The organism is Pseudomonas sp. GW823-FHT06E10, assembly GCF_058794995.1.
The window spans coordinates 151,522-166,569 of the sequence record NZ_JBXAHJ010000005.1 but is presented as its reverse complement, the minus strand read 5'-3'; the positions used below and the strand labels follow the sequence as shown (position 1 = coordinate 166,569).

Here is a 15,048-nt window from a genome sequence, read left to right as displayed (position 1 = left end):
TAATTCTGCCAGACATCGGAGCCCGAAGACGCATGCCGCACACTAAAGATGAATTACCCGACGTGCTGTATAGCGCCGCCCAGGTGCGAGCACTCGACGCGAGCCTGATCGCCGCCGGCACGGCGGGCTTCGAATTGATGCAGCGCGCGGCGCGGGCGACGTGGCGGGCGCTGGTGCGGCAATGGCCGACGGCAAACGAGCTGAGCGTGCTGGCCGGACATGGCAACAACGCAGGCGACGGGTACCTGGTGGCCGTACTGGCCCAGCGTGCCGGTTGGTCGGTGCGGGTGCTGGCGGTGGGCGATCCGCAGCGCTTGCAGGGTGATGCGGCGTCGGCCCATGCCGAGGCGGTGTCTGAACAGGTGCTCATCGAGCCCTGGACGGCACAATCCGGATTGCGCGGCATTGTACTGGATGCTTTGCTTGGCACCGGTCTGAGCGGTGACGTGCGTGATCCCTATGTCAGCGCCATCGCCGCGATCAATGCCAGCGGACTGCCGGTAGTGGCGGTGGATATTCCGTCAGGGTTGTGCGCGGATACGGGCCGTATCCTTGGTCATGCAGTGCATGCCGACCTGACGGTCACGTTCATTGGCTTGAAGGTGGGGTTGTTCACCGGTGATGCCGCGGATGTGACGGGTGAGTTGGTGTTCAACGATCTGCAGGCTGATCCGCAGTTGCTGAACGGTACTGCGTTCACGGCTCGGCGCTTGTGTATCGCTAACCTGCCGCGTCTGGTGTCCCGGGCACCGGCATCCCACAAAGGCAAGTTCGGCCATGTGCTGCTCATTGGCGGTGATCGCGGTTACGGTGGGGCAATTTTGCTGAGTGCACAAAGTGCTCTGCGCAGCGGTGCGGGCATGGTTTCGCTGTCCACCCGTCCGGAACACGTTTCGCCAGCGCTTTCTCGAATTCCGGAAGCCATGGTGCTGGGCACGTCGTCGGCCAATCAACTGATGGGGTTGCTTGAGAAGGTATCGGTGTTGGTGGTCGGGCCGGGCCTGGGTCAGGCAGGGTGGGGGCGCAGCCTGCTGTCGGCTGCGGCCAATGCGCCTTTGCCGCAAGTCTGGGATGCCGATGCCTTGAATCTGTTGGCGGGTGGACAGGTCGATCTGCCCAGGGGTTGTGTGATCACCCCGCATCCAGGAGAGGCTGCGCGACTGCTTGGGGTGAGCACTGCCGACGTTCAGTCTGACCGTCCCGCCGCAGCCCATGCATTGAGTAAAAAATATACAGCTGTCGTCGTCCTGAAAGGTGCCGGCAGCCTGATCGCCCATCCCGATGGACGTCTGGCGCTGTGTCATCAGGGGCACCCGGCCATGGCCACCGCCGGTTTGGGCGACGTGCTGGCCGGTTTGCTCGGCGCATTGCTGGCCCAGAGCATGGAGCCGTTCGACGCGGCCTGCCTGGCGGTCTGGCTGCACGCCAATGCCGGCGAGCAACAAGGAAAATTGGGCCGTGGGCTGGCGGCCAGTGATCTGATCCCAGCCATTCGTCAGTTGTTGGAGGAGCAAGCACCGTGTCTGAAGTAACCCTGTACCTGGCCGATGAACAGGCCATGAGCGACTTTGGCGCACGCATTGCCCGAATCACCCAAGGCCATGGCCTGATCTTCCTTGAGGGCAACCTGGGGATGGGCAAAACCACGTTGTCCCGAGGCATCATTCGCGGTCTGGGGCATGTCGGGGCAGTCAAAAGCCCGACCTTCACCCTGGTCGAACCCTACGAGATCGGCGACATTCGCGCCTTCCATTTTGATTTGTACCGTCTGGTCGATCCGGAAGAGCTAGAGTTCCTCGGTATCCGCGACTACTTCGAAGACGATGCCCTGTGTCTGATCGAATGGCCCGATAAAGGTGCAGGCTTTTTGCCAAAGCCTGACCTGACCATTACCATTAGCCCGCAAGACAGCGGGCGTTCGCTGAAAATTTTATCCCAGGGCTCGCGTGGCGAGGCCTGGTGTGCCGCTTTGGCATTGGAATCCAAATAGATGATGGGGTTAGGTATGCGCTTTCGCGCGTTGGTGGCTGCCGTAGGGGTGTTGTTCTTGGCGGTGACCGTCGACGCTGTGGCCGATTCGAAGGTCAACAGTGTTCGTCTGTGGCGGGCACCGGACAACACGCGACTGGTGTTTGACCTGACCGGCCCGGTGCAACACAGCGTCTTTACCCTGACGGCTCCGGACCGCCTGGTCATCGACATCAATGGCGCGACCCTCGGTGCGCCGCTCAACGTCAACACCTCGAACACCCCGATTACCGCCATGCGCTCGGCCCAGCGCACGCCGACGGACCTGCGGGTGGTCATCGACCTGAAAAAGGCCGTGACGCCGAAAAGCTTCTCCTTGGCGCCGAACGCTCAGTACGGTAACCGATTGGTGGTCGACCTGTTCGATAACGCCGCAGACGCCGCGCCACCGCCTGCGCCGACACCGTCGGTCGCCACGGTGCCTGCCGTGCCGGTCACGCCTGCGGAACCGGCGATCAAGCTGCCACCGGCTCCGGCCGGCAAACGCGACATCATTGTGGTGATCGACGCCGGTCACGGTGGCGAAGATCCGGGGGCTTCCGGCTCCCGAGGCCAGCGCGAGAAAGACGTGGTGCTGCAGATTGCCCGCGAAACCCAACGCCAGGTCAACGGCATGAAAGGCTTCCGTGCCGAACTGACCCGTACCGGTGACTACTTCATTCCGTTGCGCGGCCGTACCGAAATCGCCCGCAAGAAAGGCGCCGACCTGTTCGTCTCGATCCACGCCGACGCCGCGCCTTCTGCCGCCGCTTTCGGTGCCTCGGTATTTGCCCTGTCCGATCGCGGCGCGACTTCCGAGACCGCCCGTTGGCTGGCCGACAGCGAAAACCGCTCCGACCTGATCGGTGGTGCCGGCAACGTCAGCCTCGATGACAAAGACCGCATGCTCGCCGGCGTGCTGCTCGACTTGTCGATGACGGCATCCCTGACCTCCAGCCTGAACGTTGGCCAGAAAGTCTTGAGCAACATCGGTCGGGTCACGCCATTGCACAAGCAGCGGGTTGAGCAGGCCGGGTTCATGGTACTGAAGTCGCCGGATATTCCGTCGATCCTGGTGGAAACCGGGTTCATCTCCAACGCCAACGAAGCCTCGAAGCTTGCCGCGTCAAGCCATCAACAGGCGCTGGCGCGTTCGATCAGCAGCGGCGTGCGCCAGTTCTTCCAGCAGAACCCGCCGCCAGGCACTTACATTGCCTGGCTGCGTGATTCCGGAAAAATCGCCCAAGGTCCACGTGACCATCGGGTAAACCCTGGCGAGACACTGGCGATGATCGCCGTTCGTTATCAGGTTGCGCCGGCCACCCTGCGCAGCGCCAACAACCTGTCGAGCGATGAACTCAAGGTTGGTCAACACTTGACCATTCCGGGCACTGAACTGGCGGCCAAAGAATGAATCAGGTCGTGAACAACAGCGTTCGCATCGAGCTGCTCAGCCCGCGGCTGGCGAACCAGATTGCCGCGGGTGAGGTGGTCGAACGCCCGGCTTCGGTGATCAAGGAACTGCTGGAAAACAGCCTCGACTCCGGCGCCAAACGCATCGACGTCGATGTGGAGCAGGGCGGCGTCAAGCTGCTGCGGGTGCGCGACGATGGCAGTGGCATTTCCGCCGATGACCTGCCGTTGGCCCTGGCCCGTCACGCCACCAGCAAGATCCGCAACCTGGAAGACCTCGAACAGGTCATGAGCCTGGGGTTTCGCGGCGAGGCCCTGGCATCGATCAGCTCCGTCGCGCGCCTGACCTTGACCTCCCGCACCCGCGACGCCGATCAGGCGTGGCAGGTCGAGACCGAGGGCCGTGACATGGCGCCCCGTGTGCAACCTGCGGCCCACCCGGTGGGCACTTCGGTTGAAGTGCGCGATCTGTTCTTCAACACGCCGGCGCGGCGCAAGTTTCTCAAGACCGAAAAAACCGAATTCGATCACCTGCAAGAAGTGATCAGGCGCTTGGCCCTGGCGCGCTTCGATGTGGCGTTCCATCTGCGCCATAACGGCAAGACCATCCTCAGCCTGCACGAGGCCCATGATGATGCGGCCCGTGCCCGGCGCGTGGCAGCGATCTGCGGTCCGGGTTTCCTGGAGCAGGCACTGCCGATCGAAATCGAGCGCAACGGCCTGCATCTATGGGGCTGGGTCGGCCTGCCGACCTTCAACCGTAGCCAGGCCGACTTGCAGTATTTCTTCGTCAATGGCCGTGCCGTGCGCGACAAACTGGTGGCCCACGCGGTACGCCAGGCCTATCGCGACGTACTGTTCAATGGTCGGCACCCGACCTTCGTGCTGTTTTTCGAAGTCGATCCGACCGGCGTCGATGTCAACGTGCACCCGACCAAGCACGAAGTGCGCTTCCGTGAAGGGCGCATGGTTCACGACTTCCTCTACGGCACCTTGCATCGCGCCTTGGGCGATGTGCGCCCCGACGATCAACTGGCGGCGCCGGTTGCCACGGCCATCGTCCGGCCTACCGGCCTCGAAGCCGGTGAATTCGGACCCCAGGGCGAAATGCGCCTGGCCGCCAATGCGCTGCTGGAACAGCCTCAGGCTCAGCCGTCGTTCAATACGCCGGCGGGTTCGGGGGCTGGCGCGGGTTATCAATATCAATACACGCCGCGACCGCAGTCCGGTGCACCTGTCGCCGAAGCGCAGGCCGCCTATCGCGAGTTTTTTGCACCGCTGCCCGAGGCCAATGCCGTCGCGCTGCCGGCCGGGCAGGACGACATCCCGCCGCTCGGTTATGCGCTGGCACAACTCAAGGGCATCTACATTCTTTCGGAAAACGCTCAGGGCCTGGTGCTGGTGGACATGCACGCCGCCCACGAGCGGATCATGTATGAGCGTCTGAAGGTGGCGATGGCCAGTGAGGGCCTGAGCGGCCAGCCGTTGCTGGTGCCGGAGTCCCTGGCCGTCAGCCAGCGTGAAGCCGATTGCGCCGAGGAGCATGTCGCCTGGTTCCAGCGCCTGGGCTTTGAATTGCAGCGTCTGGGCCCGGAAACCCTGGCGATACGGCAGATTCCGGCACTGCTCAAGCAGGCCGAAGCCAACCGGCTGGTCGCTGATGTCCTGGCTGATCTGATGGAGTTCGGCACCAGCGACCGCATTCAGGCGCACCTGAACGAATTGCTCGGGACCATGGCCTGCCACGGCGCGGTTCGTGCGAATCGGCGGTTGGCCCTGCCGGAAATGAACGGTCTTCTGCGTGATATGGAAAACACCGAGCGCAGTGGTCAATGCAACCATGGCCGACCGACCTGGACCCAACTGGGCCTGGACGATCTGGACAAACTGTTCTTGCGCGGTCGTTGATGAGCCAGTTCCCACCTGCGATTTTCCTGATGGGCCCGACCGCCGCCGGCAAGACCGACCTGGCCATCGAGCTCACCAAGGTCCTGCCTTGCGAGTTGATCAGTGTCGATTCGGCGCTGGTCTACCGTGGCATGGATATTGGCACCGCCAAGCCTTCCAAAGAGCTGCTGGCGCAATTTCCGCATCGTCTGATCGATATTCTCGACCCGGCCGAGAGCTATTCGGCTGCGGATTTCCGCCGTGACGCCCTGGAAGCCATGGCCGATATCACCGCACGCGGAAAAATTCCGCTGCTGGTGGGCGGCACCATGCTCTATTACAAGGCTTTGGTTGAAGGTCTGGCAGATATGCCGGCCGCCGATCCCGAGGTCCGTGCGCAAATCGAAGAAGAGGCTGCGCGCCTTGGCTGGCAAGCCTTGCACGAACAATTGGCGGTGATCGATCCGGAGTCCGCGGCTCGAATACATCCGAACGATCCCCAGCGATTGAGTCGAGCGCTGGAAGTTTATCGTGTCAGCGGTCAAAGCATGACCGCCCTGCGTTTGCAACAATCTGCGCAAAGTACTGAAGCAGCCGCTTCGGGACTGCAACAATTGCCCTATACTGTCGCGAACTTGGCCATTGCTCCGGCAAATCGCCAGGTACTGCACGAGCGAATTAAACAAAGATTCACTTTAATGTTGGAACAGGGATTCATTGACGAGGTCGTAGCCCTGCGTAATAGAGGAGACCTGCATACCGGGTTGCCGTCTATACGTGCAGTAGGCTATCGCCAAGTCTGGGACTACCTGGATGGCAAGCTGACGTCAGCCGAGATGCAGGAGCGTGGGATCATTGCCACGCGCCAATTGGCGAAACGCCAGTTCACCTGGCTGCGCAGTTGGACTGATCTGCATTGGCTGGACAGTCTGGATTGCGACAATCTGCCGCGCGCCTTGAAATACCTTGGGACCATCTCCATATTGAGCTGAGTCCTTGCAATTGCCGTCTATCCTTGGGGGTGTGACGGCCAAAGCCATCTGATTACCTATTTTTTATATTGAATCCTTAAAGGAGTGCGGCACATGTCAAAAGGGCATTCGCTACAAGACCCTTACTTGAATACTTTACGTAAAGAGAAAGTTGGGGTGTCCATCTACCTGGTCAACGGTATCAAGCTGCAAGGCACGATCGAGTCTTTCGACCAGTTCGTTATCCTGCTGAAAAACACCGTCAGCCAGATGGTCTACAAACACGCCATCTCTACAGTGGTGCCGGTTCGTCCAATTCGTCTGCCTAGCGCAACCGAATCCGATGCAGGTGATGCTGAGCCAGGTAACGCCTGATAGGAGTCTCCTTTGTTCTTTGAGCGCCACGGTGGTGGTGAACGAGCCATTCTCGTTCACTTGGATGGTCAGGACCCTGAGGCGCGCGAAGATCCGCAGGAGTTTCAGGAGTTGGCAATTTCGGCTGGCGCCGAGACCGTCGCGTTTTTCAACGTGCCGCGTCATCGGCCAACCGCCAAAACCCTGATCAGCAGCGGCAAGGTCGAAGAGTTGCGCGACCTGGTCCAGGCCGAACAGGTCGATCTGGTGATTTTCAATCACATCCTCACGCCCAGTCAGGAACGTAACCTCGAACGTATTTTCGAGTGTCGCGTGATCGACCGCACGGGTTTGATTCTCGATATTTTCGCCCAACGGGCCCGCACCCATGAAGGCAAGCTCCAGGTCGAACTGGCCCAGCTTGAGCACATGAGTACGCGGCTGGTTCGCGGCTGGACTCACCTTGAACGGCAGAAAGGCGGTATCGGCCTGCGCGGTCCGGGTGAAACCCAGCTGGAAACCGACCGGCGCCTGTTGCGGGTTCGCCTGCGGCAGATCAAGGGGCGCCTGGAAAAGGTCCGCAGCCAGCGTGAACAATCGCGCCGTGGCCGCAAACGGGCTGACATTCCGACGGTTTCGCTGGTGGGTTATACCAACGCCGGCAAATCGACGCTGTTCAACTCGGTGACCGACTCCGACGTCTTTGCGGCTGACCAGTTGTTCGCCACCCTTGACCCGACCTTGCGCCGGCTCGAGCTCGATGACCTCGGCCCGATCGTGCTGGCTGACACCGTGGGCTTCATTCGTCACTTGCCGCACAAGCTGGTCGAGGCATTTCGGGCTACGCTCGAAGAGTCGAGCAACTCCGACCTGTTGCTGCACGTGATCGACTCCCATGAGCCTGAGCGCATGGCCCAGATTGAACAGGTCATGGTGGTTCTTGGAGAGATCGGGGCTCAAGACTTGCCGATCCTGGAGGTCTATAACAAACTCGATTTGCTCGAGGGCGTGGAGCCGCAGATCCAGCGCGATGCCGATGGCAAACCGCAGCGGGTCTGGCTTTCGGCGAAAGATGGCACAGGTCTTGATCTGCTCAAGCAGGCCGTGGCCGAGTTGCTTGGCGATGAATTGTTTGTTGGCACCTTGCGCTTGCCGAACCGATTTGCTCGACTGCGTGCGCAGTTTTTCGAACTCGGTGCGGTACAAAAGGAAGAACACGATGACGAAGGCATCAGCTTGCTGGCCGTTCGTTTGCCACGGGCCGAATTGAATCGGCTGGTGAGTCGCGAAGGTTTGCAACCGATGGAGTTCATCGAGCAACACACTTTGCAATAAAAGCCTGAGAAAGCGGTTGTGCCGTGGTGACAGGCATTCTGTAGCATTGGTCGGCGCGCCGTGGGTGCGTCTTTGCTTTATCAGATGGAGAGCGCTATGGCTTGGAATGAGCCGGGTGGCAACTCGAATAATCAGGATCCTTGGGGTGGCAAGCGTCGTAACAACGGCGACCGCAAGGGGCCACCGGATCTCGACGAGGCCTTCCGAAAGCTGCAGGAAAGCCTGAACGGTTTGTTCGGTGGTGGTAAGAAACGTGGTGGCGACGACGGCGGTGGTCCGGGCAAGAGTGGCGGCTTTGGCGGCCTGCTCGGCATCGGTCTGGTCGTGTTGGCGGCCGTTTGGCTGTACAGCGCGGTCTATGTCGTCGACGAGCAGGAGCAAGCTGTGGTGCTGCGCTTCGGCAAGTACTACGAGACCGTGGGTCCGGGCCTGAACATCTACTTCCCGCCGATCGACAAGAAGTACATGGAGAACGTCACGCGTGAGCGTGCCTACACCAAGCAGGGCCAGATGCTGACCGAAGACGAGAACATCGTCGAAGTGCCGCTGACCGTGCAGTACAAGATCAGCAACCTGCAGGACTTCGTGCTGAGCGTCGATCAGCCGGAAATCAGCCTGCAGCACGCGACCGACAGCGCCTTGCGCCATGTGGTGGGTTCCACCGCGATGGACCAGGTGCTGACCGAAGGTCGTGAGTTGATGGCCAGCGAGATCAAGGAGCGTCTGCAACGCTTCATGGACACCTATCGCACCGGTATCACCGTCACCCAGGTCAACGTACAGAGCGCAGCGGCACCGCGCGAAGTCCAGGAAGCCTTCGATGACGTGATCCGTGCCCGGGAAGACGAACAGCGTTCGCGCAACCAGGCCGAAACCTATGCCAACGGCGTCGTGCCGGAAGCTCGTGGTCAGGCCCAGCGCATCCTTGAGGATGCCAATGGTTACCGTGACGAGACCGTCTCGCGCGCCAAGGGTGAGGCCGATCGCTTCACCAAGCTGGTCGCCGAGTACCGCAAGGCCCCTGAAGTCACCCGCCAGCGTCTGTATCTGGACACCATGCAGGAAGTCTTCACCAACACCAGCAAGGTTCTCGTGACCGGCAACAAGAACGGCCAGAACAACCTGTTGTACCTGCCTCTGGACAAGATGGTCGAAAGTGGTCGCAGCACCAGCACCCAGGTGAGCAGTGCGGCAGCCACCAGCAATGAAGCGAATGCGCGTGCGGCAGCTGATCTGCAGCAACAGCCAGCACGTACCAGGGAGAGTCGCTGATGAGCAATAAATCGCTGATCGCCCTTATTGTCGGCGTCGTCGTGGCGATCGCTGCCTGGAACTGCTTCTACATCGTGGCTCAGACCGAGCGTGCGGTGTTGCTGCAGTTCGGTCGCGTGGTCCAGACCGATGTTCAGCCAGGCCTGCACGTGAAAGTGCCTTACGTCAACCAGGTGCGCAAATTCGACGCACGCCTGATGACGCTGGATGCACCGACACAACGCTTCCTGACGCTGGAAAAGAAAGCCGTGATGGTCGATGCCTTCGCCAAGTGGCGCGTGAAGGACGCGGAGCGTTACTACACCGCGACTTCCGGCCTGAAGCAGATCGCCGACGAGCGTTTGTCCCGTCGTCTGGAGTCGGGCCTGCGTGACCAGTTCGGTAAGCGCACGTTGCACGAAGTGGTCTCCGGTGAGCGCGATGCGCTGATGGCGGACATTACTGCTTCGTTGAACAAGATGGCTGAAAAAGAGCTGGGCATCGAAGTGGTCGATGTTCGGGTCAAGACCATCGACCTGCCGAAAGAAGTGAACCGCAGTGTGTTCGAGCGTATGAGCACCGAGCGTGAGCGTGAAGCTCGCGAGCACCGCGCCAAGGGTAACGAGCTGGCCGAAGGCATCCGTGCCGACGCCGATCGTCAACGCCGCGTGCTGCTGGCTGAAGCCTATCGTGAATCCGAAGAGGTTCGCGGTGACGGCGATGCCCAGGCTGCTGCGATCTACTCCAAGGCCTACGGTCAGGATCAGGAGTTCTACGCGTTCTACCGTAGCCTGCGCGCCTACCGTGAAAGCTTCGCGAACAAATCCGACGTCATGGTCCTCGACCCAAGCAGCGACTTCTTCCATTACCTGGAAAAAGCCAAGCCTTGATACGGCGTTGACCTGAATTATCCCCCGCCGGGCGGCTAAAACCTCTGGCGGGGTGATCCTTTGGGAAAACGTGTGTATGATGCGGCAGCCGGGAAATTCCCGGCTTTTTTGCGTCTGCATGTTTGATTGCTGTGTTCAAGCAGATGCCGGGCCGATTGGCTCGACAGTTTTTCGAGGAAAGTGGTTGGCGAAGCCGGTAGAAGGGCTTTTCGCTCCGTCGCTCATGCGCGTGGTTTGTGCGCAAGCCGACCATTTTCTGCTTCACTCAAGGCTCGCCGACAGGCTGGTCGCCCGGAGATAGGGGAAGGCGTAATGGCAACGGTAGACCGCTGGCTTCTGCCAGATGGCATCGAAGAAGTACTGCCACCGGAAGCTGCGCGTATTGAAGTCGCGCGTCGTCAGGTGTTGGATCTGTTCCAGAGCTGGGGTTACGAGTTTGTCGTGACTCCCCATATCGAGTACCTGGAATCCCTGCTGACCGGCGCGGGCCAGGACCTGGATCTGCGCACCTTCAAGGTCATCGACCCGCAATCGGGCCGTCAGATGGGTTTCCGCGCCGACATCACGCCGCAAGTGGCGCGCATCGATGCGCACACCCTGCGTCGTGAAGGCCCAAGCCGCCTGTGCTATGCCGGTAGTGTCCTGCACGCTCAGCCTCGCGCCCTGTCGTCCTCGCGCAGCCCGATCCAACTGGGTGCCGAGTTGTACGGCGACGGCAGTCCGAGCAGCGACGTCGAAGTCATCAGCCTGATGCTGGCCATGCTGCAACTGGCCGATGTGCCGGATGTGCACATGGACCTCGGTCATGTTGGCATCTATCGCGGCCTGGCCCGTGCGGCCGGTTTGTCCGGTGAAGTCGAGCAGCAGTTGTTCGATGCCTTGCAACGTAAGGCCATCGACGAGGTCATTACCTTGACCGAAGGCTTGCCTGCCGATCTGTCGGGCATGCTGCGGGCGTTGGTCGACCTGTGTGGCGGTCGTGAAGTGCTGGCTGCGGCCCGCGAGCGTCTGGCCAAGGCACCGGCCCCTGTTCTGGCAGCGCTGGACGATTTGCTGGCGATTGCCGAGCGGCTGTCCGTGCGTTTCCCTGAGCTGCCGCTGTATTTCGACCTGGGCGAGCTGCGTGGCTACCACTACCACACCGGTGTGGTGTTCGCTGTGTTCGTACCGGGTGTTGGCCAGTCCATTGCCCAGGGCGGTCGTTACGACGACATTGGCGCCGACTTCGGTCGCGCCCGTCCGGCGACCGGCTTCTCCACCGATTTGAAAACCCTGGTGACCCTGGGGCGTGCTGAGATCGAGCTACCGTCTGGCGGTATCTGGATGCCTGACAGTACGGATGCGGCACTCTGGCAGCAGGTTTGCCAGTTGCGCAGTGAGGGTCAGCGTGTCGTTCAGGCTTTGCCTGGACAACCTTTGGCCGCCGCCCGTGAAGCGGACTGCGACCGGCAATTGATTCAGCAGAACGGGCTTTGGCAAGTATCGCCACTGGCTTCTTGAGTTTTCCTGCCGGCTGCCGCCGGCACCAAGTTTGCGCGAATGAGGACAAGTGTTATGGGTAAGAATGTCGTAGTCCTGGGCACCCAATGGGGTGATGAGGGCAAAGGCAAGATCGTTGATCTGCTGACCGAACATGCTGCCGCCGTAGTGCGCTACCAGGGTGGCCACAACGCTGGCCACACCCTGGTGATCGACGGTGAGAAGACCGTCTTGCACCTGATTCCGTCGGGCGTGCTGCGCGAAGGCGTGCAGTGCCTGATCGGCAACGGCGTGGTGGTTGCACCCGACGCTCTGCTGCGGGAAATCACCAAGCTGGAAGAGAAGGGCGTACCGGTGCGCGAGCGCCTGCGTATCAGCCCATCCTGCCCGCTGATCCTGTCCTTCCACGTAGCGCTGGACCAGGCCCGTGAAAAGGCCCGTGGCGAGCTGAAGATCGGTACGACCGGTCGTGGCATCGGCCCGGCATACGAAGACAAGGTTGCACGTCGTGGCCTGCGTGTTGGCGACCTGCTCAACATGCCACGCTTTGAAGACAAGTTGCGTGAACTGGTGGATTACCACAACTTCATGCTGGTTGGTTACTACAAAGAGCCAGCCATCGACTTCGACAAGACCCTGGCCGAGTGCAAAGACTACGCTGAGCTGCTCAAGCCGCTGATGCTGGACGTGACTGCCGAGCTGCACGACCTGCGTCGTGCTGGCAAAGACATCATGTTTGAAGGTGCCCAAGGTTCGTTGCTGGACATCGACCACGGTACCTACCCGTACGTGACCAGTTCCAACACCACCGCTGGCGGCGTTGCTACCGGTTCGGGTGTCGGCCCTATGTTCCTGGACTACATCCTGGGCATCACCAAGGCTTACACCACCCGTGTAGGTTCGGGTCCATTCCCGACGGAACTGTTCGACGAAGTCGGCGCGCACCTGGCTAAACAAGGTCACGAGTTCGGCGCGACTACCGGCCGTGCCCGTCGTTGTGGCTGGTTCGACGCCGTTATCCTGCGTCGCGCTATCGATGTGAACAGCATCTCGGGCATCTGCCTGACCAAGCTGGACGTACTCGACGGTCTGGAAACCATCAACATCTGTGTCGGCTACAAAGATGCAGAAGGCAAGGCCGTTGCCCCGACTGATGCTGACAGCTATGTAGGCCTGCAGCCTGTGTACGAAGAAGTGCCGGGCTGGACCGAATCGACCGTGGGTGCCAAAACCCTGGAAGAGCTGCCAGCTAACGCCCGTGCTTACATCAAGCGCGTCGAAGAGTTGATCGGCGCGCCGATCGACATTATTTCGACGGGCCCGGATCGCAACGAAACCATCGTCCTGCGCCATCCGTTTGCTTGATAAGTCGTTGATGTAAAACACAAAGGCCCCTTAATTGGGGCCTTTGTCGTTTATGCCTGCTGGACGGCATGACCTTTGCTATTAGCTTTGCCTAAAACGTCACTTTTGGCGTGCCATCAATTTAATGGCGCTTTTGCAGAGGGATATCAAGTGTCAGCCGTTCTCTCATTGTTACAGAGCCGTTTGTTGCGGCCCGTGTTCGTTACCCTTGGTATCGCCCTTTTGGTGCAGGTGCTGGTAGCTGTCGCTCTGACCCGGAGCACGGTGACCGCGCTGGAAGCCGATCTGGGCCTGCGCCTGGGCGCGGACAGTCAAAAGCTTTCCGCTGAGCTTGAGCAGGCGGGACGCGAAGTCACGTCGAGCCTCGACAGTCTCTCTACCAGTACGCGTCAGCGCCTGACCGCCGGTTTGTCCTCGCGTCTTGAGCAGGAGCAGGCGCAATTGCGTTCGGCCCTGGAAAAGGACCTGAAGGACTCCGCCAGTGACATGGCACAGCTTCTGGCTTCCGTCGCGCCTCGCGCCATGTGGGACAACGACATTCCGACACTTTCCGAGTTCGCCCGCCGGGCCCAGCGCAATCCCAATGTGCTGTTCGTGGTGTATGACGACGCCACCGGTCAGCACCTGACGCGCTACCTCAATCGGGAAAACCCGATCAACAAGGCGCTGCTGGAAAAAGGCCAGGGCGAGCGTGCGCTGGACAAGGTACTGGATGCGGCGAAGAACGATCCTTCGGTGTTCTACATCGAGGCCCCGATCAATCCTAACGGCGTAGAAATCGGCAAGGTCCTGATGGGGGTCTCGACGGCTTCCGTGGAGACTGATCTGGCGGCCCTCGACAAGCGCTTCTCGGCGTTGATCGCCAGCAGCGATCAACTGGTGGGCGACAGCCTCAAGGGTGCGGCTGCTGACAGCGCAACGGCCATGCGCTCGCGTCTGCAGTCGGCGCAGTCCACGGCGGCGGAGATGAAGGCCAATACCACCAGCACCGTGCAGGAGGCTGCTACGACATTGCGCTGGCGCATCGGCGTGTGTCTGGCGGTGGTGGGCTTCGGTGTTCTGCTGTTGTTGGCGGTGGTGCTCGGTCGCCGAGTGGTCAATCGCCTGAAAATGCTGATCGTTGCCATGGATGACCTGGCGGCGGGCGAGGGGGATCTGACCAAGCGTGTGCAGATCAACAGCAAGGATGAAATCGGCGACATGGCCTCGGCGGTCAATCGCTTTGTGGATAAGTTGCAGCCGATCGTGCGTGAGGCGGGGGATGTCGCCCAGCGTACCGGCGTGGAGATCGGCGCCATGACCTTGCGCAACGCCGGTGCGGACGCGGCGGCTGGCATGCAGCGCGACGAGGTGGCGGAGAGTTTGCGCGCCTTATCGCAAATGGCTGATGAGGCGCAGTCGGAAAGCCATGCCATGCAGGCGGCGCTGAAGCAGGTGGTGGACATTCGTCAGGCCACCGATGAAAACACCCGGACCTCGGCGAAAGTCGGCAGCCTGATCGAGGAGTTGGCGGGTCAGGTCAACACTGGCGCGCAAGTGATCGAGTGCCTGGCGCAGCAAAGTGAGCAGATTGAGGTGGTGCTGACGGTGATTCACGGCATCGCCGAACAAACCAACCTGCTGGCGCTGAACGCGGCGATTGAGGCGGCGCGTGCCGGCGAGACCGGGCGCGGGTTTGCCGTGGTGGCCGATGAGGTGCGGGCGCTGGCGAGCAAGACGCAGAGCTCCACCGGCGATATTCAGGCGCACATCGTGGCCTTGCAGCAAGGTGCGCGTGAGGCGGTGGCGGCGATTGGTCAGGCCGGGCGTCAGGCCAGTGAGGGTTTGCTGGTGCTGCGTGACAGTGCGCGGTTGCAGCAGTCGGTGCAGGCATCCGTCGAGCAGGTCCATGCGGCGATCGGTTTGGCTACCCAGGCTGCAGCGCATCAGGCGCAGGGCGCGCAGGCAGTTCGGGGGCGGGTGCAGACCATTCATGCCCAGGCCGAGAAAGCGGCGCAAGCTGTCGTGGAGACTACGGCGAGCGGCAAGGTGCTCGATGGTCTGGCGGCGCAGTTGAAGGCGAGCCTGGGGCAGTTCAGGGCTTGATCGGTTGTTAG

General features: G+C 61.0%; 12 protein-coding genes. All 12 read left to right on the top strand.

Going from position 1 to position 15,048, the window contains the following annotated elements; all coding sequences use genetic code 11:
* Nucleotides 1–32 precede the first annotated feature (32 nt).
* The 12 genes from AC1Q6Y_RS10440 to AC1Q6Y_RS10385 all read left to right on the top strand — a co-directional run bounded on the left by AC1Q6Y_RS10440 (nucleotide 33) and on the right by AC1Q6Y_RS10385 (nucleotide 15,037).
* Nucleotides 33–1,532, top strand: coding sequence for an NAD(P)H-hydrate dehydratase (locus AC1Q6Y_RS10440; RefSeq protein ID WP_492624516.1), 1,500 nt, complete (start codon nucleotides 33–35; stop codon nucleotides 1,530–1,532).
* Complete coding sequence (gene tsaE / locus AC1Q6Y_RS10435; protein WP_007973252.1) at nucleotides 1,520–1,990, top strand: tRNA (adenosine(37)-N6)-threonylcarbamoyltransferase complex ATPase subunit type 1 TsaE; 471 nt, start codon at nucleotides 1,520–1,522, stop codon at nucleotides 1,988–1,990. Before AC1Q6Y_RS10440 ends, tsaE begins: the two co-directional genes overlap by 13 nt.
* Nucleotides 1,991–3,421, top strand: a complete 1,431-nt coding sequence (locus AC1Q6Y_RS10430; protein ID WP_150811893.1) for an N-acetylmuramoyl-L-alanine amidase — start codon at nucleotides 1,991–1,993, stop codon at nucleotides 3,419–3,421. It abuts the gene before it with no gap.
* The gene (mutL, locus tag AC1Q6Y_RS10425) at nucleotides 3,418–5,328 is read left to right on the top strand and encodes a DNA mismatch repair endonuclease MutL (RefSeq protein WP_492624515.1); all 1,911 of its coding nucleotides are present in this window, start codon (nucleotides 3,418–3,420) and stop codon (nucleotides 5,326–5,328) included. Before AC1Q6Y_RS10430 ends, mutL begins: the two co-directional genes overlap by 4 nt.
* Nucleotides 5,328–6,299: a tRNA (adenosine(37)-N6)-dimethylallyltransferase MiaA gene (miaA, locus tag AC1Q6Y_RS10420; protein WP_057712242.1), complete on the top strand. Its 972-nt coding sequence runs from the start codon at nucleotides 5,328–5,330 to the stop codon at nucleotides 6,297–6,299. The genes mutL and miaA overlap by 1 nt, the downstream gene beginning before the upstream one ends.
* Before the next feature lie 93 nt (nucleotides 6,300–6,392).
* The gene (hfq, locus tag AC1Q6Y_RS10415) at nucleotides 6,393–6,653 is read left to right on the top strand and encodes an RNA chaperone Hfq (protein WP_003221112.1); all 261 of its coding nucleotides are present in this window, start codon (nucleotides 6,393–6,395) and stop codon (nucleotides 6,651–6,653) included.
* Between the two features lie 12 nt (nucleotides 6,654–6,665).
* Nucleotides 6,666–7,967, top strand: coding sequence for a ribosome rescue GTPase HflX (hflX, locus tag AC1Q6Y_RS10410; RefSeq protein ID WP_057712241.1), 1,302 nt, complete (start codon nucleotides 6,666–6,668; stop codon nucleotides 7,965–7,967).
* Nucleotides 7,968–8,063: 96 nt separating this feature from the next.
* Nucleotides 8,064–9,239, top strand: a complete 1,176-nt coding sequence (gene hflK, locus AC1Q6Y_RS10405) for an FtsH protease activity modulator HflK (RefSeq protein ID WP_057712240.1) — start codon at nucleotides 8,064–8,066, stop codon at nucleotides 9,237–9,239.
* On the top strand, nucleotides 9,239–10,108 hold the full coding sequence (gene hflC, locus AC1Q6Y_RS10400) for a protease modulator HflC (protein WP_057712239.1): 870 nt from the start codon (nucleotides 9,239–9,241) through the stop codon (nucleotides 10,106–10,108). The genes hflK and hflC overlap by 1 nt, the downstream gene beginning before the upstream one ends.
* Nucleotides 10,109–10,420: 312 nt before the next feature.
* Nucleotides 10,421–11,608 carry an ATP phosphoribosyltransferase regulatory subunit gene (locus AC1Q6Y_RS10395; RefSeq protein ID WP_007973265.1) on the top strand — a complete coding sequence of 396 codons (1,188 nt, stop codon included), beginning with the start codon at nucleotides 10,421–10,423 and terminating at the stop codon, nucleotides 11,606–11,608.
* 54 nt (nucleotides 11,609–11,662) lie between these two features.
* A complete protein-coding gene (locus tag AC1Q6Y_RS10390; RefSeq protein WP_057712238.1) occupies nucleotides 11,663–12,952 on the top strand; it encodes an adenylosuccinate synthase in 1,290 nt (429 codons plus the stop codon).
* A 150-nt stretch (nucleotides 12,953–13,102) separates the two neighbouring features.
* Nucleotides 13,103–15,037, top strand: coding sequence for a methyl-accepting chemotaxis protein (locus AC1Q6Y_RS10385; RefSeq protein ID WP_492624514.1), 1,935 nt, complete (start codon nucleotides 13,103–13,105; stop codon nucleotides 15,035–15,037).
* The last annotated feature ends 11 nt before the right edge of the window (nucleotides 15,038–15,048 follow it).